Annotated in this window: 1 protein-coding gene and 1 rRNA gene; one reads left to right on the plus strand and one right to left on the minus strand. The window is 38.9% G+C overall.

Translation table 11 applies throughout. The features are described from left to right. Nucleotides 1–105 precede the first annotated feature (105 nt). Nucleotides 106–221, plus strand: a 5S ribosomal RNA gene (gene rrf / locus AC1DSL_RS17855). Between the two features lie 459 nt (nucleotides 222–680). Here rrf and AC1DSL_RS17860 read toward each other — a convergent pair. Next, on the minus strand, nucleotides 681–1777 hold a 1097-nt coding region (locus tag AC1DSL_RS17860; protein WP_477533267.1), incomplete at its 5' end, for an S-layer homology domain-containing protein.

Here is a 1777-nt window from a genome sequence, read left to right on the forward strand (position 1 = left end):
TGTGCAGCTGACGAATACTAATCGATCGAGGACTTAACCAAAATGAATTTGAATGGTTTTCAATGACCCGTTTATCCAGTTTTGAGTGAACAAACACTCAAATAGTCTAGTGATAATGGCAAAGAGGTCACACCCGTTCCCATACCGAACACGGAAGTTAAGCTCTTTAGCGCCGATGGTAGTTGGGGGTTTCCCCCTGTGAGAGTAGGACGTCGCTAGGCAAAATAAGAAACCGATACCTTCCGAGGTGTCGGTTTTTTTGTGATCTTTTTTAATGTTTGAACAGGAGCGCAGCGAAAACGAGACCATTAAGAGTTTTATGGCCAGCCATGACCCTAACCCTAACCCCTAAATGGGAGCCATTCCACTGACGTTGCATGGCTCTTTTCTGTTGGAGAGGGATTCTTTAGAGCAAGTCGATAAAAAGACGTCGATGGGTTAAGCAAGTAAACTTGCGAGTGAGATGGCTTTGAGCGATAAAGTGGTTCATATGAGCGATAATTACCGTTATCTGAGCGATAAATATAGGAAAGCAACTTTCAAGAATAAAAACTTGTTTCAAAGACCAACATAACTCTTCTTATGAGATTGCCAATCTATCATTTCGTTCACGATGTCTTAGGAGAGGAAAATGAATATTACAAAAAAGCCTTGCGATTGATCATCAGCAAGGCAAATAATTATTTAATGTATTTTGATGCAATATAGCCATAGTAAGTCTTGCCATTTTGCTCGACTTTGACTGGATACCAAGCAAAAGTATTGGTCGAATCCTTATTTTCGTCATAAACAAGACCTCCAAGGATGGTGATTTTGTCTTTAGACGTGATTTTCGTTATTTCTCTAAAGGAAGTTCCAGGAGATGGACGTAGTCGGCCATCATTAATGTACCGCACAGTATCTCCAGCTTCAAACATTTCTTTTGATAAAGTTTTGTCAGCTACAGAAACCTCATAATGCATTTTTTTGAATACGATATTCGCTGTTGAATTTTTATCGTATTGGAAATCAAGTGATGTCATGTTCATGGGAACAAGATTGATATTGGATAAATCATAAGCTTCACTCAATAAACGGTAAACACCTTCTTGATAAGCTGTAGTGTTTGTTAGACCGCTATCTTGGTAGAGTGGGCTGTTTTTAGGTTTAATCCCATTGTACGCCATTACTGCAAAGTACCAGTTTTGCAATTCTTCTCGCTTCATATCACCAATTGACGGCAAGTTTGTATTTTTGAAATTCTTATTCAACATATCTACTCCAGCAAATATGTTATAAGCAAGATCAGATTTTAATAGATCTACATCGTATCCAGCGGTTGTAGTGATTTGCATCAACCCAATCCCGCCATCAGCAGTAATGATTGGATTACCATTCGAATCGAATTGTTTCCATTGTCCACTTTCTTTTGTAGCTACTGACTTAACAATTTCCGGTGGAATCCCTGCTTTGAGCGCTTCTCGCGTCAATAAACAGTTAACTGTCTGTCTGTCCTGTTTTTTGCTCTTTGGTTCATACCCGCAAGTATTGATAGATAGTCTGAACTCATCGCTCAAAGCACGTGCAAGCAATCCGGAAAATTCACTTCTTATAATTGAGCTATCAGGAAGAAATTTTCCATTAGAGTATCCTTTTGTGACACCGAAAGAATAAATCTTGCGGACTGATGAATAAGAAGATTTATCGATTGGCACATCAGAGAATGAAATCGCTTCTTCTTCAGTCAATTTAAAAGCTCTAGCGATAAAAATAGCCATTTGGCCTCGTGTTACAGGTT

Source organism: Paenisporosarcina sp. P4_D4, from assembly GCF_056401835.1.